A 20,123-nucleotide genomic window follows, 5' to 3' on the forward strand; every position below is an offset into this window, starting at 1 on the left:
GGGGCACCTCACGGGTGGGTGCCGAGTGACAGGGTGTGTGCGGCGGTGCCGCGAACCTGCCCAGCGCTCCGCCCTGGAACGTCAGACCGAGGAGTCCGCCACGCTCGGCATCTGGGTGATGAACACTCCCCACATCACCAGGATGAACACGAGCCAGAGGATCACGAGCACCAGCATGACCAGCCCCACCCAGCCCAGCACCTTGCCCGCGGTGGCTCGGCCGCCCAGCTTCTCAGCCTTGTTCGCCTGCCACAGCGCGAACGGCGCGAGGAGAGGGAGGACGGTGACGGACAGGATGCCGAGCACCAGGGACATGTCCGTGCTCCTGGTGGCCTCCGCGTAGCGCTGCGCGTCCTGGGGGCAGCCGGGAACGTACTCCCAGCGCCCCGCCGGCTGGGCGTAGGGGTGGTACTGGTTGGTGTCCACGGGCACGCCCCGAGCTTCCTGCGGATCCACGGAACCGTGGTGTCGCTGCGGGCCGCGAGGGACGTCCTCGTGGTTCCGGGGTTCCCGGGTCGGCTGGTTGCTCGAACTCATGGTGCGTCCTCCAGGACGTAGGTATTTGCGAGTGCGACCATCCTCTCCCGGGTTGCTCCCAGGAACAAGGAGCCGGGACTGGGCACCGGTCGTCCGCTCCGGATCCGCCGTACGGCATACCATCGGGGGAGGAGCACCCCGAGGAGGACCGTGAGCCATCCCGAAGACCCGGACGCGCGCCGTCGTGACCCCGTGAGCCGCCGCCTGCTGCGCGGCGGGACAGAGCCGGACCCCCGGTTCACGCTGGCCAACGAGCGGACCTTCCTGGCCTGGATCCGCACCTCCCTGGCCTTCCTGGCCGGGGGCATCGCCGTGGAGGCGTTCACGGGCGACATCTTCGACCTGGCACTGCGGAAGGTGCTGTCCATCGTGCTGCTGCTGCTCGGCATGCTGCTCAGCGCCGGAGCCGCCGTGCGGTGGATCAAGGTGGAGCGGTCGATGCGGCACAAGACCCCCCTGCCGCTCCCGCTGATCGCCCCGTTCGTGGCAATCGGCGGGGCCATTGCCTCCGGCGTCCTGGTGGCCGTGGTCCTGGCGCGATGACCTCCCCACCGGCCGCGAACGTGTGCGGGCACGACGACCCGGGGCTGCAGCCCGAACGCACCGTGCTGTCCTGGGGCCGCACGCTGCTGTCACTGTGCGGTGCGACCGCTCTGCACCTGCGGTGGCTCGCGACGCACGGCGCCTTCGTCCTCAGCCTGCTCATCGTGGCCCTGAGCCTCGCGGCCGGTATCTATGCCACTCAGCGCATGCGCTATCGCCGCTCCGTCACCGGTATTGCCACTGACGAGATCACCCCCGACGCCGCCTCTGTCCTCCTGACCGCCGCGGCCTGCGTGCTCCTGGGACTGCTGGGTATCGTGGCCATCCTGTTTTTCTGAGGAGTTGTCACCACTTAGGCGGGTCCGGGCGTGGGAATGCCCCGCGAGCCGGACGGGCCGCGCATAATGGCGGACAGCCGCAGAACCGCTGCGCGACCCCGGATCCACAATCCCTGGGAGGACCCAGTGTCTTCATCTTCATCCGGCGGCGGACACGCCGGGGCGGCCACCACGCCACCCCACGCCACTGTCAACCGCCAGCCCGATCCGCAGCAGCCCGGCCAGGGAGATCCCGCTGACGGCTCGCTGCAGCGCACCCTGAAGTCCCGCCACCTGACCATGATCGCCATGGGCGGTGCCATCGGCACCGGCCTGTTCGTGGCCTCGGGCAACTCCATCAACACCGCGGGCCCCGGCGGCGCGCTGGTGGCGTACGCGGCCATCGGCCTGATGGTGTTCCTGCTCATGCAGTCCCTGGGCGAGATGGCCACGCACCTGCCGGTGGCAGGCTCTTTCGAGGAGTACTCCACCCGCTACATCAGCCGCTCGTTCGGCTTCGCCATCGGCTGGAACTACTGGTACAACTGGGCCATCACGGTGGCCGCAGAGCTCGTGGCCGCCGCGCTGGTGATGCGCTACTGGTTCCCGGACGTTCCCGCGTGGATCTGGTCCGCCGTCTTCCTGGTCATCCTGTTCGCACTCAACGCCCTGAGCGCACGCGCGTACGGCGAGGGCGAGTTCTGGTTCTCCCTGGTGAAGGTGATCACCGTGGTGATCTTCCTGATCCTGGGCGTCCTCATGATCCTGGGGATCCTGGGCGGCCCCTCCCCCGGGTTCCACAACTGGACCGCGGGCGAGGCGCCCTTCGTGAACGGGTTCACGGGCATCATGTCCATCTTCATGGTGGCCGGCTTCTCCTTCCAGGGCACCGAGCTCGTGGGCGTGGCCGCCGGCGAGGCGGAGAACCCCGGCGAGACGGTCCCCAAGGCCATCCGCACGGTGTTCCTGCGCATCCTGCTCTTCTACATCGGCGCGATCACCGTGATCGGCTTCCTGATCCCCTACACCGATCCCAGCCTGCTGGCGAGCGACGTGGAGGACGTCTCCATCTCCCCGTTCACGCTGGTGTTCGAGCACGCGGGTGTTCTGGCCGCGGCCTCCGTGATGAACGCGGTCATCCTCACCGCGATCCTCTCGGCCGGCAACTCCGGCCTCTATGCGTCCACGCGCATGCTCTACGCCCTGGCGAAGAGCGGCAAGGCCCCGCGCTTCCTCGCCACGGTCAACCGCCGCGGCGTGCCCATGTACGCGCTGCTGGCCACCACGCTCATCGGCATGTTCTGCTTCCTCACCACTCTGATCGGCGAGGGAGAGGCGTACGTGTGGCTGATCAACGCCTCCGGTCTGGCCGGGTTCATCGTGTGGATGGGCATCGCGTGGAGCCACTACCGGTTCCGCAAGGCCTACGTCCTGCAGGGCGGAGATCCCAAGGACCTCACGTACCGGGCGCGCTTCTTCCCGATCGGGCCCATCGTGGCACTGGTCATGTGCGCCATCGTGATCGTGGGACAGGGGTACAGCATCTTCACCTCCGGGGACGTCAACCCCCTGAGCCTGCTGTCCTCCTACCTGGGCCTGCCGGTGTTCCTGGCCCTGTGGCTCGGCCACAAGCTGGTCACCAAGGACAAGCCGGTGGACCTGCGCACTGCGGACGTGACCCCCGGGCACTGACCTCGGCACCCAGCGCTCCGTGGCGCGGCTCGGTGCGCGGGCGTCGTCGTACGACGCCGCCCGCGCGCTCGCCCAGGCCGGCCACCCGCCCCGCGGGAACCGTCCCGCAACGGGAAAACCGCCCCGTTCTCTGGAGAGAGCGGGGCGGTTCCGTGTCTGCGGGCGGACGGGTCAGTCCGCGATCAGGTCCCGCACCACGATGGTGTCGTCGCGGTCCGGCCCCACGCCGATGGCCGAGATCCGGCAGCCGGACATGGCCTCGAGCGCGTGGACGTAGTCCTGCGCGTTCTTCGGCAGGTCCTCGAGCGACCGTGCTCCCGTGATGTCCTCGGTCCACCCGGGGAACGTCTCGTAGACCGGCTTGGCGTGGTGGAAGTCGGACTGCGTCATGGGCATCTCGTCGAAGCGCTGACCGTCCACCTCGTAGGCGACGCACACGGGGATCTCCGTGATCCCGGTGAGCACGTCCAGCTTGGTGATGAACAGGTCCGTGAAGCCGTTGATCCGCGCGGCCTGGCGGGCCATGACGGCGTCGTACCACCCGGTGCGGCGGGGACGGCCGGTGTTCACGCCGAACTCCCCGCCCGTGGTGCGCAGCCGCTCTCCCATCTCGTCGAAAAGCTCGGTGGGGAACGGGCCTGCCCCCACCCGGGTGGTGTAGGCCTTCTGGATTCCGATCACGCGGGCGATGCGCGTGGGGCCCACACCTGAACCCACGGAGGCGCCGCCGGCCGTGGGGTTGGAGGAGGTGACGAACGGGTAGGTTCCGTGGTCGACGTCCAGGTAGGTGGCCTGCCCACCCTCCATCAGGACCACCTCGTCGCGGTCCAGGGCCTCGTTGAGCAGCCGGGTGGAGTCCACGATCATGGGGGACAGTCGCTCCGCGAAACCCATGAAGTACTCCGCGATCTCGTCCACCTCGAACGCCCGCCGGTTGTAGAGCTTGACCAGCAGCTCGTTCTTCTGACGCAGCGCACCCTCGATCTTCTGCCGCAGGATGGATTCGTCCAGCACGTCCTGCACCCGGATGCCCAGGCGCCCGACCTTGTCCATGTAGGTGGGGCCGATGCCGCGCCCGGTGGTGCCGATCGCGCGCTTGCCCAGGAACCGCTCGCTGACCTGGTCCAGCGTCTGGTGGTACGGCGCCACGAGGTGCGCGTTCGCGGAGATCCGCAGGTGCGAGGTGTCCGCGCCGCGCGCCTCGAGACCGTCGATCTCCTCGAAGAGCGCCTGGGGGTTGATCACCACGCCGTTGCCGATCACGGACGTGGCATTGGGGCTCAGGATGCCTGCGGGGAGGAGCTTGAGCTCGAACTTCTCGCCGCCCACCACCACGGTGTGCCCGGCGTTGTTGCCGCCGTTCGGCTTGACCACGTAGTCCACGCGACCACCGAGCAGATCCGTGGCCTTACCCTTGCCCTCATCGCCCCACTGGGCGCCGACGATCACGATTGCTGGCATGGAATCACTCTCTGTGCGGGTGCGGCCCCGGGGGCCGGAGGAACCAACGGCCCAGTCTACCCGGAGCGCCCGGGAGGCCCGTGTGGGCGGGGCGCCGCGACCCGATCGGCGCCGGGGATGCTACTACCGCGCAGTACCCAGCTCATTTTCAGGTGTAACACAGGTGATTTTTACGAAATCGTTGCTTTTCACTGCAGAACAGCGCACCCTGGGGGCACTGTGATGCATCTCACGGCATCGCCCCCAATGTCAAAGGACGAGACATGAATCACGAAACACGAGCAGGTCGCGGCAGAGCCGCCAAGACCTGCCTGGCTACAGCCCTGGGCCTGTCGCTGGCCCTGGGAACGGTGCTGCCCGCCAGCGCCGTGGACATGACCCCGGCACCCAAATCGGATGACCTCAACACCCAGAACCCCGACAACCTCATCAGCTCCGAGCTGAAGAAGGCCGAGGGTCAGGTAGCCGTCTTCGTCCAGCTCAAGGGCCAGAGCGCCTTCGAGGCCACGCAGCCAGCAGGCGTGCGCACCGGGGGGCAGAACCCGGTCCAGGCCGCCGCCCAGGTCCAGGCCATCCGCCAGTCCGTGGACAAGGCCAGCACCACCCTGGCCTCCGAGTCCGGCTCCGAGGTGCTCTACACCACGGCCAACGCCATGCGGGGCGTGGCCCTCCAGGGCGATGCCGCCAAGCTGCGCGAGCTCGCCAAGCGCTCCGACGTCGTGAAGGTCTCCAAAATCGTCCCCAAGTTCCGCAACAACGCGGGCTCGGTCGTGGACACCGCCACCCTGGACTCCTGGACCCAGACGGGGCAGACCGGCAAGGGCGTCAAGGTCGCGATCATCGACTCGGGCATCGACTACACCCACGCAGACTTCGGCGGACCGGGCACCGCCGAGGCCTATGCGAAGGCCAAGGCGTCGAACGACCTGCCGTCCAAGGACTCGGGGCTCTACGACCCCAAGAAGTTCGTGGGGGGCTACGACCTCGCCGGTGACGACTACGACGCCCGGATCCCCACCAGCGTGGCAAAGCCGGACAACAACCCGCTGGACTGCGAAGCAGGCGGTCACGGTACGCACGTCTCCGGCACCACCGCCGGCTACGGTGTGGGCGAGGACGGCAAGACCTTCCGGGGCGACCACACCAAGCTCACCAAGGACCAGGTGGGCAAGATGAGGATCGGTCCGGGCACCGCCCCCGGGGCCGAGCTGATCGGTCTGCGGGTCTTCGGCTGCGAGGGCTCCACCAACCTGGTCATCGACGCCATGGACCGTGCTCTCGATCCCAACATGGACGGGGACTTCTCGGACAAGGCGGACATCATCAACATGTCCCTGGGCTCCGACTTCGGCCCGGCCGACGATCCCCAGAACGACCTGATCGACGCCCTGTCCCGACAGGGCATCCTCTCCGTCATCGCGGCGGGCAACGCCGGCGACTCCCACGAGATCTCCGGTTCACCGGGCAGCGCGCGTTCCGCCCTGACCGTGGCCAACTCACAGGGCAGCACCGCCGTGCAGGACAAGGCCGAGGGCCTGTCCCCGGACAGCGCCAAGGGTGAGCTGATCGGCTCGTACAGCGGCAGCTTCAACTACGCGGGTGCCAAGCCCGAGCAGCTCGAGGGCAACGTGGTCGTGGCGCCTCAGGACAACAAGTTCGGCTGCAGCCCCTTCTCGCAGGACTTCGCGGGCAAGTGGGTCATGCTCGACTGGGAGGACAACGGCCCGTTCCCGTGCGGCTCGAAGGTCCGCTTCGACAACGTGGCCGCTGCCGGCGGCAAGGGCGTGGTCCTGGAGTCCGACTACTCGGTGGACCCCTCCGCCATTGCGGGCAACGCCAAGATCCCCGGTCTGCTCATGAGCAAGGAGTCCGTGGCCAAGATCAAGCCCGCGGCCCAGGCCGGCGGCGCCAAGATCAAGATGTCCCCGGAGTGGATCGGTGCCGCCAAGGCGCAGACCGGCCACAAGGACCAGGTCAACGACTCCACGTCCCGCGGCCAGCACGGTAGCAACGGCGTCATCAAGCCCGACGTCGCCGCGCCCGGCACCGCGATCGGCTCGGCCGGTGTGGCCCAGGGCAACGGCGTGGCGGTCATGACCGGCACCTCGATGGCCACCCCGCACGTGGCGGGCATCGCCGCTCTGGTGCAGCAGAAGCACCAGAACTACAGCCCGCAGCTGCTCAAGTCCGCCATCATGAACACCGCCGTCCACGACGTGCACGCCGCGAACGGTGCGACCTCCGCGGTGGACCGCGTGGGTTCGGGCCGTGTGGATGCACTGCGCGCCGTGAACCAGGACGTGATGGTCTACGACAAGGCTGATCCCGCACTGGTCTCCTCGACCTTCGGCGTCACCGAGATCAAGGACGGCAAGCAGAGCTTCTCCCGTGAGCTGGTCCTGGACAACGCCGGCGGCGCCGCGCACACCTACAAGGTGCGCTTCGACGCCTCCACCGACGTTCCGGGTGTGACCATCTCCGCTCCGAGCTCCGTGACCGTCCCCAAGGGCGGCAAGGCCACCATCAAGGTGACCGCCACCGTGGACCGGGCCCAGATGAAGAAGACCCACGACCCCTCGGAGGCCGTGACCCAGCTGGGAGAGGCGCGTCAGTTCCTGGCCACCGAGTCGGGCCGCCTGGTGCTGAGCGAGAACGGCAAGGACATGCGCCTGCCCATGTCGATCGCGCCGAAGCCGTCCGCGGACATGCGCGTGGACAACGCCAAGCTGGACCAGTGGGACAAGAACAACACGAGCAGCGTCTCCCTGGCCGGCACCGGCCTGGACCAGGGCGGCTGGAAGTCGGCCGTGGGTGCCTTCGAGCTGGGTGCGAAGTCCGCTCGGATGGACGCCACCGACCTTGCCGGCGGCAACTCCCAGTTCGCGGACCTGCAGTACGTGGGAACGTCCTCCAACATCCCGCAGCTGAAGGCCGAGAAGGGTGATGTGGCCAAGGACGGCCTCATCAACTTCGGCATCTCCAGCTGGGGCAACGCCTCCACCATCAAACCCGACGTGGAGGTGGAGATCCCCATCGACACCTCCGGTGACGGCCGCCCCGACTACTACGCGGCGCTGAGCCGCGTGGACGGTCTGGACTACCCCGTGGTGAATCTGTACGGCTACGTCAACGGTGAACTCACGGTGATCGACAGCCAGCCGCTGAACGGTTCCTGGGGTGACGTGGACACCAACACGTTCGACACGAACGCCATGGTGATGCCGGTCAGCGCCGCCAAGATGGGCATTGATCCCGCCAAGGCCGACACCAAGCTGACCTACCAGGTGAACACCTACTCCGCGAACGTCAACGGCGCGGTGGACCGCTCAGGTGCCATCACCTACAACCCGGTCAACCCGAAGGTCTCCTTCCGCGGTGAGAAGTTCAACGCGTCGCTGTTCAACGACCAGCCCGGCAAGAAGCTGACCGCGCACCGCGCGTCCAGCTCGACCAAGGGTGAGGCCCTGTTCCTGCACCTGCACAACGGCACCGGGGACCTCTCCGGGATCAAGGCCGGTCAGGACGGCTCCAAGGCCGAGGTGAAGACCGTGCAGTCTCCGGCGGCGCCGCCGGAGACCCAGAACCCGATGTTCAAGGACGTCCCGAAGAGCCACGTGTTCTACTCCGAGATCTCCTGGCTGGCCAACAAGGGCATCACCAAGGGTTGGCCGGACGGCACCTTCCGCCCGGCCCAGTCCGTGAACCGCGACCAGATGGCCGCCTTCCTGTACCGGATGGCCGGTTCCCCGCAGTACACCCCGCCCACCAAGTCTCCGTTCAAGGACGTGCCCACCAACCACGTCTTCTACAAGGAGATCGCCTGGATGAGCGAGCAGGGCATCACCAAGGGCTGGCCTGACGGAACCTTCCGCCCGACCCAGCAGATCAACCGCGATCAGATGGCGGCCTTCTTCTACCGCATGGCGGGATCCCCCGCCTACACGGCTCCGAAGGCTTCCCCCTTCAAGGACGTGCCCACCAACCACGTCTTCTACAAGGAGATTGCCTGGATGAACAGCCAGGGCATCGCCAAGGGCTGGCCTGATGGGACCTTCCGTCCCTACCAGCCGGTCAAGCGCGATCAGATGGCTGCCTTCCTCTACCGCTACGACCAGCAGAAGTAGCCGCGAGGAGCGGGGTCGGGATCTCTCCAACCCCCCGCACGCCAAGGGCCCCGTGACCTCCACTCCTGGAGGTCACGGGGCCCTTGGCGTGGCAGTGGCACCAGGTGCGCAGCGGGTGTACGCCGCCCGAAGGTCAGGAGCCCGCCCCGGTCCCAGGCCCCATGACCTCCGCCTACCGCCCGTAGAGCTGGGCGGCCTCGTTCCGCTTGGCCCGGACCGCCTCGGCAAAGCCTGCGGGCGCGGCGAGTTCGTCGAGTCCCACGGTGTCCAGCTGCCCGTCGGCGTGCCGCACGGTCCAGTTGGAACCTGCTTCCACCACGGACTGGTGCTTGACGTCGTAGTACCCGGGTTTGCCGTTGAGTGCGACTCCCCTGGCCCCGTGCAGCGCGGCGATCAGGTGGTGGTGGAACCGCGTGGTGAGCCACACCTGGTGCGGGCCGAAGGTGAAGTCCCCGTCCCACGCGGCTTGGAAGGGGATGAACCCGTCCGGTGCCACCACGTCCCGCAACCGGTCGAACCCCTGGTAGTCGTCACCGGGGATGGCCTCCAGGTAGCGCACGGACTCGCGGGGCAGGCCCCACCGCTGCAGCTGGGCCCGGGCGTGGTCCAGCATCTTCTCGAAGGACCCCTCGGCCAGGGTGTCGGACTGGATGCACACCACCACTTCCCGCGGCGCATAAGGGCCACCCGATCCGGCTCCCGCTCCGTCCCCGCGCTGGTCGGCCAGGAGGCCGAGGGCTCGTGCGTGCCGTGGGTCCCCCGCGAGGAGGAAGGCATCGTCGAATCCCACGGGCACGCCCGCGGCCTCGGCGCTGGGGCGGTCCCGCACGCTGAGGTGGTCAAGATCGGAGAGGGGGTCACCGGCGAAGGGCATCAGCCCCTGCCCCGTGGCGAACAGCCGTGCTCCGGAGAGTTCGCGGACCGTGCGCATGGCTTCGACCACCTGGAAGTTCTCCGGCCAGTTCGCGTGCAGCACCCCGCCACCCAGCAGGTGCACCGTGCCCGCTTCCCGCAGCGCGAGCAGACCGGCGTCGTACTTCGGGGAGCCGAGGTCCTCGATCAGGCTGCGCATGGAGCGGTCCAGACCGTGGAACCTCTCGTGCATGGCGCGGAACACGGTGTTGACCACGTGCAGACGCGGATGGAGGCCCCGGAGCAGAGCGGTGACGGTCCCCGGTTCGCGCACGTCCAGCCACACGTCCGTGGTGGGCGCGACCTTCGCGAGGTGGTTGACCCAGGCCGCGGCGATGAGTTCATCCCCGAAGTTCGGGTACCCGGCCCAGGAGATCAGGTAGATCGGGGGTTTGCGGGCGGGTGGTACGCGACGGTGGTCCTGCAGAAGATTGCGCATGACCGCAGACTACCGACGGCCCGGCACCTCCACTCGACGTCAGGGCGGTGTGACCGGCGGCAGTGGTGGCGGGGCAGAGGGCTGCGCCAGGGGCTCCCGCGGGCGCCCCAGAACCGGGGCACCGCCGCGGTCAACGGGCCGCGGCTGTGCGCCGCCCGTCGTGCCGACGACGCTGTCCCCACCGGCGTCGGCACCTCCGCCCTGCCCCCGCCGGTGGCCGACAACGGCCCCCTGGGCGTCCGGGTAATCTTTTCTCCCATGACCTCCCCGCGCGCTCCCCACGATTCTCCCGCCGAGTCCCCGGGAACCGGCTCGGGCAGTGTGATCCACGGCGGCAACCGGGAGCACACCCCGCACGTGCCCTCGGGCCCTGAGCACGGCAGCTACCTCAAGCCCCGCCACCTGGTGATGATGGCGCTCGGATCAGCCATTGGCACGGGGCTGTTCGTGGGCACGGGTGCCGCGATCCAGACGGCCGGTCCCGCTGTGCTGATCTCCTACCTGGTGGCGTGCACACTGCTGGTGCTCGTGATGCGGGCCCTCGGTGAGATGGCCGCGGCGGACCCCTCCTCCGGGGCGTTCTCCACGTACGCCGGCAAGGCGCTCGGGCCCACCATGGGTCGCGCGCTCGGCTGGCTGTGGTGGGCGCAGATCGTGGTGGTCGTGGCCGCGGAGGCCACCGCCGCCGCGCAGCTGGTCACCGAGATGTGGCCCTCCCTGCCACAGTGGGCGTGGGCGCTGATCTTCATGGCCGTGTTCACGGTGATCAACCTGGTGCGCGTGGGGACCCTGGGCGAGGCCGAGTTCTGGTTCGCACTGCTGAAGGTGGCGGCCGTGGTCGGGTTCCTGGTGGTGGGTGTGCTGCTGCTGATCGGCGCCCTGGACGTGCCGAGCCCGGGACTGTCCAACCTCACCGAGCACGGCGGCTTCATGCCCAACGGCCTCACGGGTGTGGCCTCCGCCCTGCTGGTGGTGGTCTTCGCCTTCGGTGGCACCGAGCTGGTCACGATCGCCGCGGCCGAGACCGAGGACCCCCAGAAGAACGTGGCCGATGCCATCCGCACCATCCTGATCCGGATCCTGATCTTCTACGTGGGTTCCGTGTCCGTCATGGTGCTGGTCCTGCCGTGGGACAACGAGGGCCTGTCCTCCAGCCCGTTCGTGGCCGTGCTCACCGAGGCCGGGATCCCCGGCGCGGACGTGCTCATGAACATCGTGATCGTGCTGGCCCTGCTGTCCGCGCTGAACGCCAACATCTACGGCAGCTCCCGCATGCTGTTCTCCCTGGCCCGCCGCGGTTCGGCCCCGCGCGCGCTGGCGAACACGACGCCGCGCGGTGTGCCGCGTGCGGCGGTCGTCGCCTCGGTGGTCTTCGGCTTCATCGCGGTGGTGCTGAACTACCTCTGGCCGGAGACCGTGCTGAACGTGATGCTCAACCTGCTGGGTTCCACCTGCCTGGTGGTGTGGGGCATCGCCCTGGTCTCGCAGATCATCCTGCGCCGGCGCATGGACCGCGCCGGGGAGTCCTCGCCGCTGCGGATGTGGGCCTTCCCGTGGCTCTCCTACTTCGCGCTGGCCCTGCTCGCGGCCATCGTGGTCATCGGACTGCTGGACCCGGCCGTGCGCATCCAGTTCATCGCCACGTTCGTGCTGGTCTGCCTGATCGCCCTCGCGTGCAAACTCTTCATCCGCAACGACGACGCCCGGCCCGCTCCCGCACCCACCTCCTGACCGCGGCGCGGGAACCTGTCCAGGGGGCGAGCCCTTACGACCACCGCACCGGCCTCCACCAGTGGCAGAGGCGGCGGACGCGACCGCGGACCCATTCACGACGACGGCACCGGCCGCCGCGGGGAACGTTCCCTGCGGCGTCCGGTGCCGGTGCGGCGTCGTGCGCGGCGCGGCGTCGCGCACGTGGTGCGCTGTGAACTGCAGCCCTCAGACCGCCGAGGGCAGGTCCGGGAAGGTCTCCGCCACGCCCGGCGTGTGGAGCTTGCCGTCACGCGTGGAGAGCCCGGTGGCCAGAGCGGCGTCGGACTCCAGGGCGGCGTCGATGCCGCCGGCGAGGCGCATGACGTACGGCGTGGTGGCGTGAGTGAGGCCCTGAGTGGCGGTGACGGGCACCGCGCCCGGGAGGTTGGCCACGCAGTAGTGGCGGATGCCGTCCACCTCGTACACGGGGTCGTGGTAGGAGGTGGGGTGGGTGGTCTCGAAGCAGCCGCCCTGGTCCACGGCCACGTCCACCATGAGGGCGTGCGGCTTGAGCAGGGACAGGTGCTCGCGGCGCACGAGCTTGGGGGCGGCGGCACCCGGGATCAGCACGGAGCCGACCACCACGTCCGCGCGGGGCAGCTCCTCCTCGATCCGGTGGGCGTCGCTCATCAGGACGCGGGCGTGGGGGAACAGGGCGTCCAGCTGGCGGATGCGGTCCCCGTTGGCCTCGAGGATGGTGACGTCAGCGCCGGCGCCCACGGCGGCGCGTGCGGCGTGCTCGCCCACGGTGCCGCCGCCGATCACCAGCACGGTGGAGGGGACCACACCGGGCACGCGGCCCAGCAGGATGCCCGAACCGCCGGCGTGGAACTGCAGGTGGTGCGCGGCGTTGGCGATCGCCAGGCGCCCCGCGATCTCGGACATCGGACGCAGCAGCGGGAGGGTCCTGCCCACGCGCACGGTCTCGTAGGCGATGCCGGTGACACCGCTGTCCAGCATGGCCTCGGTCAGCTCACGGCTGGCCGCGAGGTGCAGGTACGTGAACACGGTGAGGTCGGAGCGCAGGAACCCGTACTCCGCGGGGATCGGCTCCTTGACCTTCACGAGCAGCTCGGCCTGGGCCCACGCCTCTTCCTGGGAGGTGAGCTGCGCGCCCGCCTCGCGGTAGTCGTCGTCGGAGAACCCGGCCCCAAGACCGGCGCCCTCCTCCACGAAGACCTCGTGGCCCTGGGCGGTCAGCGAGGTGACCATGGTGGGGGTGAGGCCCACACGGGCTTCTTCGGGCTTGATCTCGCGGGGGACGGAGATTCTCATGACGGCACGCTCCTCGTGGGAAGTCCATGGGCGGCGCGCAGCACGAGGGGATGTGCTCGGACTCCGCGCTGAGCCCCTGATGTGTCCCCATTGTGTCCCACGGGACTGACAGGGAGCAGGGGCCCTCCCGAATGTGACCGAGCGCCCGCCCCCACACGGGAACGGGCGCTCGGGAGCCGCACGGCGCGGCGGAGACAGAGGTCAGCGTGCCTGGATCTGCGCGGCCGCCTCGGGGTCCGAGTCGTTCAGGAACTTCTCGATCCGGGCGGCCTCGTCCGACTCACCGATCTGCGCGGCGGCCTGGCCGAGCGCGGCGAGCGCCCGCAGGAACCCGCGGTTGGGCTCGTGCGCGTACGGCACCGCGCCGTGGCCCTTCCAGCCGTGGGCGCGCAGCGAGTCCAGGCCGCGGTGGTAGCCCACGCGGGCGTACGCGTAGCCCTCCAGGGTGCGCCCGTCCGCGAGCGCCTCCTCCGCGAGGATCGCCCACGGCAGCTGCTCCTTGGGGAACGCGGCGGCGAGGTCCTCGGCCTCGTCACCGGCCTCGAAGCGCGCGGTCATCGCCTCGTTCTCCTCCAGGTGCGTGGGCGCCGGTTCGTCCAGCAGGTTCTTGCCGAGCAGTGCCACGGTGGTTCCTTTCCACGGTCGTGCGGGGTTCGCTGCCACTGTACGCACGGTTCACGACGCCGCTCCACAGCACAGCGGCGCCCCGCACGCGAACGTGCGGGGCGCCGGAGAGGAACGTGCGGGTGGCGCTACTTGATGGACGTGCCCGCGGAACCGAGGTTCTGGCAGGCCTCCACCACGCGGGCGGCCATGCCGGTCTCGGCCTCGGCGCCCCACACTCGGGGGTCGTACTTCTTCTTGTTGCCGACCTCGCCGTCGATCTTCAGGACGCCGTCGTAGTTGCTCAGCATGAAGCCGGCCACGGGGCGGGTGAACGCGTACTGGGTGTCGGTGTCCACGTTCATCTTGATCACGCCGTAGGAGACGGCGTCCGCGATCTCCTGGGCGGTGGAGCCGGAGCCGCCGTGGAACACGAGGTCGAACGGGCGGTCCTTGCCGATCTTCTTCCCGACCTCGTCCTGGATCTCCTTGAGCAGCTCGGGGCGCAGACGCACGTTGCCGGGCTTGTAGACGCCGTGGACGTTGCCGAAGGTCAGGGCGGTGATGTAGCGGCCCTTCTCGCCGGCGCCGAGCGCCTCGATGGTCTTCATGCCGTCCGCCACGGTGGTGTAGAGGGAGTCGTTGATCTCGCCGACCACGCCGTCCTCCTCGCCGCCCACGGCGCCGATCTCGACCTCCAGGATGATGTGCGCCTTGTGGGTGCGCTCCAGCAGCTCCTGGGCGATCTTCAGGTTCTCGTCCAGGGCGATCGCGGAGCCGTCCCACATGTGCGACTGGAAGATGGGGTCCTCACCGCGTGCCACGGCCTTCTCGGACTCGGCGAGCAGCGGGAGCACGAAGCCCTCGAGCTTGTCCTGCGGGCAGTGGTCGGTGTGCAGGGCAATGTTGACGTCGTACTTCTTGGCCACCTCCCGGGCGAACGCAGCCATGGCCAGCGAACCCGTGACCATGTCCTTCACGGAGGAGCCGGACCAGTACGCCGCACCGCCGGTGGAGGCCTGGATGATGCCGTCCGAACCGGCCTCGGCGAAACCGCGGATCGCGGCGTTCAGCGTCTGCGAGGAGGTCACGTTGATGGCCGGGTACGCGAAGCCCTTCTCCTTGGCCCGGTCGATCATCTCGGAGTAAACGTCAGGGGTTGCGATGGGCATGGAGTGCTCCTTCTTCTGGGTTCCCGATGCACGGTTGGACCGCGGCCTGAGGCCTGTTCCCAGTCTAGGCGACCGGGGGCCTGGCTCCTGTGGCGCGGATCATGATTCGGCCGCCGTCACATGCTTTTCGCAGGTCCGCGGCGGGCACGACGCCGCCGCGCCAGCACCGCGCCCCGGTCCCGCGTGTTTGCGGTACCGGGGCGCGGCAGCTCAGCTCACGGCCTTACAGCCGCCAGCACGAGCTGGTCTGCGGGATGCCGTTGAAGCGGGCGTCCAGGTAGGCGAGCATCGAGGGGATGCCCTCCACGTAGCCGCCCAGGTGGGTGGGAGTCACCAGTGTCTGCAGGGACACGTTCGTCCCGGAGGTGCACCAGCTCTTGGCGAGGTTGCGCCCCGCCTGGTAGGGCACGACGTCGTCCGCGAGCCCGTGCGCGACCCGCACCGGCACGGCGGGGTGGCGGCCCGCGGCACCGTTGTCCTGAGCCTTGAGATACTCCTTCAGCTCAGGGTCCTCGAGCAGCTGGGAGAACGAGCGACCGTCCGCCGTGAGGGTCGTGGAGGGCACCAGGGCTTCACCCAGGACACCCCCGATGACGCAGCTCTCCTGGGCCTTGTCGTAGCGCTTCTGTCCCTCCACGTTGAGCTTGCTCCGCACGTCCACCCCGGAGTCCTGGGCGGCGCCCATCACGTAGAAGGACAGGCCCGTGAACAGGCTGGAGTCGATCTTCTTGCCCGTGGCCACGAGGTCCGCGGGCGGGGCGCCCACCCACGCGCTCTTGATCTTCAGCTCGGGGGCGTACTGGGGTGCCATCTCCACGGCGGAGGCGGTGGCTCCGCCACCCTGCGAGTAGCCCACGGCGGCCACGGGCGTGGTGGCGTCCATGCCTTTCACGCCGAGGCGCTGCGCGGCACGCACCGCGTCCAGCACGGCGTGGCCCTGGTCCACGCGGTTCATGTAGGTGTGGGTGCCCTCGGTGCCCAGGCCGATGTAGTCCGGAACCACCACGTTGTAGCCGGCGTTGACCAGCCCGGCCAGGCTGGTGCCCTCGTAGTTCATGCCCATGGCCAGCTGGCGGGAGGGGGCGCACGGGTCACCCATGCCCTGCGTGCCCGGAGACAGCACCACGAGCGGGCGCGGGCTGGCCTTCTTCCACGCCGCTTTGGACTCCAGCACGGTGCCCGTGGTGGGCACGGCCTGGTTCTTGCTGTTGGTGGTCTTGTACATGATGCGCGTGGAGGACGCGTTGGGCTTGATCAGCTTGACGGGGTCCAGGTAGAACGTGGACGCCTCCGAGCGCACCACGTCCCCGTCCGTGGCCGGCAACTGGGCCGGGGTCTCGTAGAACGCGCCGCCCGTGGTGGCGGAGAGCTTCTGCAGCGCCTGCCCCCGAGCCACGTCCTCCCACGTGAGACCCTCCTCCTGCAGTGCCTGGCCCTGGGCGGAGCGTGGCAGCTCCGAGAAGCCCCCGACCGGCGGCGGACTCGCCGGAGTCTCCGCATGTGCGGACTGCAGACCCGTCAGCAGCAGGCCGATCCCCAAGGCAAGAGCACCCGCTGAGCGTCGGAGGGGCATGGGCCGTGCAGTCGTTGAAGTGGGAGCCATGTGAACCTCCCGTGATGTGACGTGACTCACGTAACTGTACGGCAACTTGGAAACCCCGGCCAGGGTCCGAAAGACCACGTGTTGCCCCTCATTTGCATGCAATGACATGGGCTTGTATGGGCCATCCACTCCCGCCCTCGAGGGCAGCACACCCGTTCAGACACCACGGTGCCGACCACCCGAGGGGGTCGCACCCTCCGGTCAATTTGAAGCAGCACAGGAAAATTACGTGTAGAAACTACTGCTTTTCTTATGCATCAGACGCCGGGAGCATGGAGACATGACCACCTCACACACCGCCTCCCCGTATCTCAACGTCCGCGCCGCCCAGTGGCGCACCACCCCCGGGCGGGCCTCTGCCCACGAGCTGCACCGCAGCATGACCGGCTACGCCCCCACCGCCCTGCGCGAGCTGCCCGCCCTGGCCGCGGAGCTCGGCGTGGGCCGGGTGTTCGTCAAGGACGAGTCGGACCGCCTGGGCCTGCCCGCCTTCAAGATCCTCGGTGCCTCGTGGGCCGTGTGCCGCACCGTGGCCCAGCGGATCGGGCTGCCCGCCGAGAACATCACCGTGGAGAGCCTGCGGGACGGTCTGCGCGCTGCGGGCTCCCCCCAGCTCACGATCGTCACCGCCACGGACGGCAACCACGGCCGCGCCGTCGCCCGCATGGCCGCCCTGCTGGGCCTGCGCGCCCGCGTCTACATCCCGGGCGGTGTGGGTGACACCGCCGTGCGGGCCATCGAGGCCGAGGGCGCCCCGGTCGTCTTCGGCGGCCCCTCCTACGACGACGCCGTGGCCACCGCCGCGCGCTCGGCCGCCGGTCCGGACGAGCTGCTGGTCCAGGACACCTCGTGGCCGGGATACGAGGAGGTGCCGCGCTGGATCGTGGAGGGCTACATGACCCTGTTCGCCGAGGCCGACGAGCAGCTTGCCGCCGCGGGCGCCCACGGCCCGGACCTCGTGGCCTGCCCCGTGGGGGTCGGCGCCCTGGCCCACGCCATGGTGGACCACTACCGGGGCGTGGCCCGCAGCACGGCGGCCCTGCTCACGGTGGAACCGCGCACCGCGGACTGCGTGGCCCAGTCCTTGCGGGCCGGTGAGCCCGTCACCGTGGACACCTCTGCCCCCACCATGATGGCCGGACTCAACTGCGGCACCCCGTCCGGGATCGGGTGGCCCACCATCCGGGACGGCGTGAGCGCCGCCGTCTCCGTGACCGAGGACGAGTGCCGCCGCGCGGTGGGCGACCTGCAGGGACTGGGGCAGGACTCGGGACCGTGCGGAGCGGCGTCGTTGGCCGGGGTGCGCGAGCTGCTGGGCGCGCCGGGAGCGCGCGACGAGCTGGGGCTGGACAAGGACTCCGTGGTGCTGCTCATCAGCACGGAGGGGCTCGGCGCCAACCCGTTGCCCGCCGCGTGACACACTGAGCCACGAGACAGGGGCCTCGGCCCCGCAGCGCCTCTGACGGGGGCGTAGCGCGCACGGCGACGCCCCAGCGTCGTCACCCCGCGCCCTGCCGTCGCACCGAAGCGCCGTACCGACCGGACCCGCCCGAGAGGAGACCCCGTGCTGAACGTGGACCGGCTCAGGATCCTGGCCGAGCTCAGCCGCCTGGGCACGCTCACGGCGGTGGCCGAGACCCTCTCGTACAGCACGTCGGCGGTGTCCCAGCAGTTGCACCAGCTGGAGAAGGACGTGGGTGCGGCGCTCGTGGAACGGGTGGGGCGGCGGCTCGTGCTGACCGATCAGGGCACCATCCTGGCCGGGCACGCCCGCACGATCCTCGCGGACCTGGAGCGCGCGGAGGCGGACGTGCTCGCCGCCGCGAGCGAGCCGCGCGGCACGGTCACGGTGGCGGCGTTCCAGACGGTCGCAACCACCCTGGTGCCGGCCGCGCTGGGCATCCTGCGCCGCGAGCACCCCGGGGTCGAGGTGGTCTTCCGGCTGGGCGAGACCGACGAGGCCCTGGCCGCACTGCCCGGAGCGGGCGTGGACGTGGTCATCGCTGAGAGCTACCCCGGCGCGGTCACGCCGCCCACGCCCGGGGTGGTGCTGGTGCCGCTGCTCGAGGATCCGCTGCGGGTGGCCATGAGCGCGGAGCGGGCGGCCCTGCTGGACCCGGGCCAGGACGTCCTGGCCCAGCTGGCCGACGCCGCGTGGGCCGGCGAACCGCAGCACACCCCGCCGCGCGCGTGGCTGGGTGAGCAGTGCCGACGCCGCGGCTTCGAACCGCGCGTCACGTGCGTCTCCGAGGACCTCTCGGTGCAGGCGGCGTTCGTGGCGGGCGGGCACGCGGTGGCGGTGCTGCCTGAACTGGCACTGGGCTCCGCTCCCGAGGGGATCGTGACCCTACCCCTGGGTTATCCCCCACCGTGCCGCACGATCACCGCGGCGTGGCGGGAGAGCGCGCGGAACCACAGAGCGGCGCAGGCGGTGCTGGAGGCGCTGGGGAAGGTTGTTCAGCCGACCCGCTGACCGAACACGTGCCGGCGGATCCAGGCGTGCATTGTTACCGCGGCCGCGGCCCCCGCGTTGATCGAGCGCGTGGAGCCGAACTGCTCGATGGCCAGCACCGCGTCCGCCTGGTCGACGAGCTCCTCGGAGACCCCCGGGCCCTCCTGGCCGAACACCAGGACGCAGCGCTCGGGCAGCTCGAACGTCTCGATCAGCTGCGAGCCGGGGACGTTGTCGATGGCCAGCACCGCGAGCCCCTCGCCGCGCGCCCACTCCACGAACTCCGCGACGCTCGCGTGATGGCGCACGTGCTGGTAGCGGTCGGTGACCATGGCCCCGCGACGGTTCCAGCGGCGTCGTCCGATGATGTGGACCTCGCGCGCCAGGAACGCGTTGGCGGTGCGCACCACGGAGCCGATGTTGAAGTCGTGCTCCCAGTTCTCCACCGCCACGTGGAAGGCGTGGCGCCTGGAGTCCAGGTCCGCGATGATCGCGTCCATGCGCCAGTAGCGGTACGGGTCCGCCACGTTGCGACGGTCGCCGTTGCGCAGCAGCTCGGGGTCCCAGTGGTCTCCAGTGGGCCACTCGCCGGGCCAGGGGCCCACGCCGACCACGCGGTCAGCGGGAAGCTCCGGCTCAGTCAAGCCCCAGCTCGTCCTTGGAATAGGCGTACAGGCACGGCACGCCCGCGGTCTCCTCGATGCGCTCCTTGGCGCCGGTGCGGCGGTCCACGATCACGGCCACGGCCACCACGTTCGCGCCCGCCTTCTGCAGGGCCTCCACCGCGGTCAGCGCGGAGCCACCGGTCGTGGAGGTGTCCTCCACGACCACCACGTTGCGACCCTTCACGCTGGGGCCCTCCACCTGGCGGCCCATGCCGTAGGATTTCTGGGCCTTGCGCACCACGAACGTGTCGATCGCGCGGTCCTGGTCCCCGGCGGTGCGCATGATCGCGTGGCCCACCGGGTCAGCGCCCATGGTGAGGCCGCCGGCGGCGTCGAACTCGATGCCCGCCTCGTCCAGCAGACCCAGCATCACCTGGCCCACGTAGCGGGAGGCCTCGTGGTGCAGCGTCACCCGCCGCAGGTCCACGTAGTAGTCCGCCTCGATGCCGCTGGCCAGCGTGACCTTGCCCCGCACCACGGCGAGGTCCTTGATGAGGTCGCGCAGGCGCTCGCGGGCGGTGTCCAGGTCCACGGGAGAGAAGTCGGTACTCATGCGCCCAGCTTACGGGCCCGGGC

16 protein-coding genes are annotated in these 20,123 nt (G+C 69.7%); 7 read left to right on the top strand and 9 right to left on the bottom strand.

What is annotated here, in order from left to right; all coding sequences use genetic code 11:
• Positions 1-81: 81 nt before the first annotated feature.
• A complete protein-coding gene (locus QL985_RS00380) occupies positions 82-537 on the bottom strand; it encodes a DUF4190 domain-containing protein (RefSeq protein ID WP_249494117.1) in 456 nt (151 codons plus the stop codon).
• A gap of 150 nt (positions 538-687) precedes the next feature.
• Here QL985_RS00380 and QL985_RS00385 point away from each other — a divergent pair, with 150 nt between their 5' ends.
• The 3 genes from QL985_RS00385 (at position 688) to QL985_RS00395 (ending at position 3,089) form a co-directional block, all read left to right on the top strand.
• On the top strand, positions 688-1,080 hold the full coding sequence (locus QL985_RS00385; protein ID WP_070637043.1) for a DUF202 domain-containing protein: 393 nt from the start codon (positions 688-690) through the stop codon (positions 1,078-1,080).
• Positions 1,077-1,418 (top strand): DUF202 domain-containing protein, encoded by a 342-nt coding sequence (locus tag QL985_RS00390; protein ID WP_249494118.1) that lies wholly within the window; start codon positions 1,077-1,079, stop codon positions 1,416-1,418. Before QL985_RS00385 ends, QL985_RS00390 begins: the two co-directional genes overlap by 4 nt.
• 279 nt (positions 1,419-1,697) lie before the next feature.
• On the top strand, positions 1,698-3,089 hold the full coding sequence (locus QL985_RS00395) for an amino acid permease (protein ID WP_259906366.1): 1,392 nt from the start codon (positions 1,698-1,700) through the stop codon (positions 3,087-3,089).
• A gap of 171 nt (positions 3,090-3,260) precedes the next feature.
• On the opposite strand, the gene QL985_RS00400 is transcribed toward QL985_RS00395, so the two are convergent.
• Positions 3,261-4,550 (bottom strand): adenylosuccinate synthase, encoded by a 1,290-nt coding sequence (locus QL985_RS00400; RefSeq protein ID WP_070637049.1) that lies wholly within the window; start codon positions 4,548-4,550, stop codon positions 3,261-3,263.
• A gap of 263 nt (positions 4,551-4,813) precedes the next feature.
• Between QL985_RS00400 and QL985_RS00405 the strand changes: the two genes are divergently transcribed.
• Entirely contained in the window at positions 4,814-8,674 is a 3,861-nt protein-coding gene (locus QL985_RS00405; RefSeq protein WP_259906365.1) for a S8 family serine peptidase, read from the top strand.
• Between the two features lie 172 nt (positions 8,675-8,846).
• On the opposite strand, the gene QL985_RS00410 is transcribed toward QL985_RS00405, so the two are convergent.
• Positions 8,847-10,025 (bottom strand): polysaccharide pyruvyl transferase family protein, encoded by a 1,179-nt coding sequence (locus QL985_RS00410; RefSeq protein WP_019309831.1) that lies wholly within the window; start codon positions 10,023-10,025, stop codon positions 8,847-8,849.
• A 258-nt stretch (positions 10,026-10,283) separates the two neighbouring features.
• On the opposite strand from QL985_RS00410, the gene QL985_RS00415 reads away from it, so the two are divergent.
• Complete coding sequence (locus tag QL985_RS00415) at positions 10,284-11,756, top strand: amino acid permease (protein WP_019309830.1); 1,473 nt, start codon at positions 10,284-10,286, stop codon at positions 11,754-11,756.
• A gap of 207 nt (positions 11,757-11,963) precedes the next feature.
• Here the strand turns inward: QL985_RS00415 and ald are convergent, their stop codons facing one another.
• From ald to QL985_RS00435, 4 genes are all read right to left on the bottom strand, one after another.
• The gene (gene ald / locus QL985_RS00420; protein ID WP_019309829.1) at positions 11,964-13,052 is read right to left on the bottom strand and encodes an alanine dehydrogenase; all 1,089 of its coding nucleotides are present in this window, start codon (positions 13,050-13,052) and stop codon (positions 11,964-11,966) included.
• Positions 13,053-13,253: 201 nt separating this feature from the next.
• Positions 13,254-13,676 (bottom strand): DUF3151 domain-containing protein, encoded by a 423-nt coding sequence (locus QL985_RS00425; protein WP_029603171.1) that lies wholly within the window; start codon positions 13,674-13,676, stop codon positions 13,254-13,256.
• A 128-nt stretch (positions 13,677-13,804) separates the two neighbouring features.
• Positions 13,805-14,827: a class II fructose-bisphosphate aldolase gene (gene fbaA / locus QL985_RS00430; RefSeq protein WP_019309827.1), complete on the bottom strand. Its 1,023-nt coding sequence runs from the start codon at positions 14,825-14,827 to the stop codon at positions 13,805-13,807.
• A gap of 223 nt (positions 14,828-15,050) precedes the next feature.
• Positions 15,051-16,367: a lipase family protein gene (locus QL985_RS00435; RefSeq protein WP_019309826.1), complete on the bottom strand. Its 1,317-nt coding sequence runs from the start codon at positions 16,365-16,367 to the stop codon at positions 15,051-15,053.
• Positions 16,368-16,710: 343 nt separating this feature from the next.
• Here QL985_RS00435 and QL985_RS00440 point away from each other — a divergent pair, with 343 nt between their 5' ends.
• Together QL985_RS00440 and QL985_RS00445 are read left to right on the top strand one after the other, a co-directional pair.
• Entirely contained in the window at positions 16,711-17,847 is a 1,137-nt protein-coding gene (locus QL985_RS00440; protein WP_019309825.1) for a diaminopropionate ammonia-lyase, read from the top strand.
• A gap of 147 nt (positions 17,848-17,994) precedes the next feature.
• Entirely contained in the window at positions 17,995-18,903 is a 909-nt protein-coding gene (locus QL985_RS00445; protein ID WP_019309824.1) for a LysR family transcriptional regulator, read from the top strand.
• Here QL985_RS00445 and QL985_RS00450 read toward each other — a convergent pair.
• Both QL985_RS00450 and pyrE read right to left on the bottom strand, forming a co-directional pair.
• A complete protein-coding gene (locus tag QL985_RS00450; RefSeq protein ID WP_019309823.1) occupies positions 18,888-19,526 on the bottom strand; it encodes an RNA methyltransferase in 639 nt (212 codons plus the stop codon). The two genes, QL985_RS00445 and QL985_RS00450, sit on opposite strands and share 16 nt — an antisense overlap.
• The gene (pyrE, locus tag QL985_RS00455) at positions 19,519-20,100 is read right to left on the bottom strand and encodes an orotate phosphoribosyltransferase (RefSeq protein ID WP_039102158.1); all 582 of its coding nucleotides are present in this window, start codon (positions 20,098-20,100) and stop codon (positions 19,519-19,521) included. Before pyrE ends, QL985_RS00450 begins: the two co-directional genes overlap by 8 nt.
• Positions 20,101-20,123: the final 23 nt, after the last annotated feature.

Source organism: Kocuria sp. APC 4018, assembly GCF_030407675.1.
GTDB lineage: Bacteria > Actinomycetota > Actinomycetes > Actinomycetales > Micrococcaceae > Kocuria > Kocuria rhizophila.

What these genes read in the sequence shown, in the direction of transcription:
- QL985_RS00380 (WP_249494117.1), bottom strand. Translation starts at nt 537, where the DNA reads ATGAGTTCGAGCAACCAGCCGACCCGGGAACCCCGGAACCACGAGGAC.
- QL985_RS00390 (WP_249494118.1), top strand. Translation starts at nt 1,077, where the DNA reads ATGACCTCCCCACCGGCCGCGAACGTGTGCGGGCACGACGACCCGGGG.
- QL985_RS00395 (WP_259906366.1), top strand. Translation starts at nt 1,698, where the DNA reads ATGATCGCCATGGGCGGTGCCATCGGCACCGGCCTGTTCGTGGCCTCG.
- QL985_RS00400 (WP_070637049.1), bottom strand. Translation starts at nt 4,550, where the DNA reads ATGCCAGCAATCGTGATCGTCGGCGCCCAGTGGGGCGATGAGGGCAAG.
- QL985_RS00405 (WP_259906365.1), top strand. Translation starts at nt 4,814, where the DNA reads ATGAATCACGAAACACGAGCAGGTCGCGGCAGAGCCGCCAAGACCTGC.
- QL985_RS00410 (WP_019309831.1), bottom strand. Translation starts at nt 10,025, where the DNA reads ATGCGCAATCTTCTGCAGGACCACCGTCGCGTACCACCCGCCCGCAAA.
- QL985_RS00415 (WP_019309830.1), top strand. Translation starts at nt 10,284, where the DNA reads ATGACCTCCCCGCGCGCTCCCCACGATTCTCCCGCCGAGTCCCCGGGA.
- ald (WP_019309829.1), bottom strand. Translation starts at nt 13,052, where the DNA reads ATGAGAATCTCCGTCCCCCGCGAGATCAAGCCCGAAGAAGCCCGTGTG.
- fbaA (WP_019309827.1), bottom strand. Translation starts at nt 14,827, where the DNA reads ATGCCCATCGCAACCCCTGACGTTTACTCCGAGATGATCGACCGGGCC.
- QL985_RS00440 (WP_019309825.1), top strand. Translation starts at nt 16,711, where the DNA reads ATGACCACCTCACACACCGCCTCCCCGTATCTCAACGTCCGCGCCGCC.
- pyrE (WP_039102158.1), bottom strand. Translation starts at nt 20,100, where the DNA reads ATGAGTACCGACTTCTCTCCCGTGGACCTGGACACCGCCCGCGAGCGC.